We start from the raw sequence: 440 nt of genomic DNA, 5'->3' as shown, positions 1-440 counted from the left end.
TTCGAGTAGCCGACTTTGCGGAGTTCGTCTTCCTTCTCCGCCTCGAAGTACAAGGTGGTGACGTCGTAGAGCACCAGCGACAGCCCGCCGGTCGCCGCCGCGTGCTCGAAGCATTTCGTCGCGACCCGATTCCGGTAATCACTTGTGGTGCAACGCGTAAATGCATTGGCGTAGGTGTTGCGGTGCGCCGGTGTCAAACCGATCTCGCTGACGACGCGGGCGGTGTCGCTCATCGAGGTCGGCTCCACGAGTCGGCCGAGGACCAGTTGGAAAAACGCCTCGTCGTCGACAACGTCGAACCCCAGTCGGGACCACGCTATGGCGATCGTCTCGATCAGCCAGCGGGACCGCTTCGCGATGATCAGCGACGGGCCGCCACCGGGGCCGGCGAGCGCATCCAGCCCCAGGTCGAGTTCCTCCTGACCCTCGTCGAGTTTGTC

1 pseudogene is annotated in these 440 nt (G+C 63.6%); it reads right to left on the bottom strand.

The window, feature by feature from the left end:
• Window positions 1–440 (bottom strand): annotated as a pseudogene (locus tag P3H15_RS54640) (IS1634 family transposase); the annotation flags it as partial.

Source organism: Rhodococcus sp. T2V (assembly GCF_029269925.1).
Lineage (GTDB): Bacteria > Actinomycetota > Actinomycetes > Mycobacteriales > Mycobacteriaceae > Rhodococcus_F > Rhodococcus_F koreensis.
This window is presented reverse-complemented; position numbering and strand designations above follow the sequence as displayed.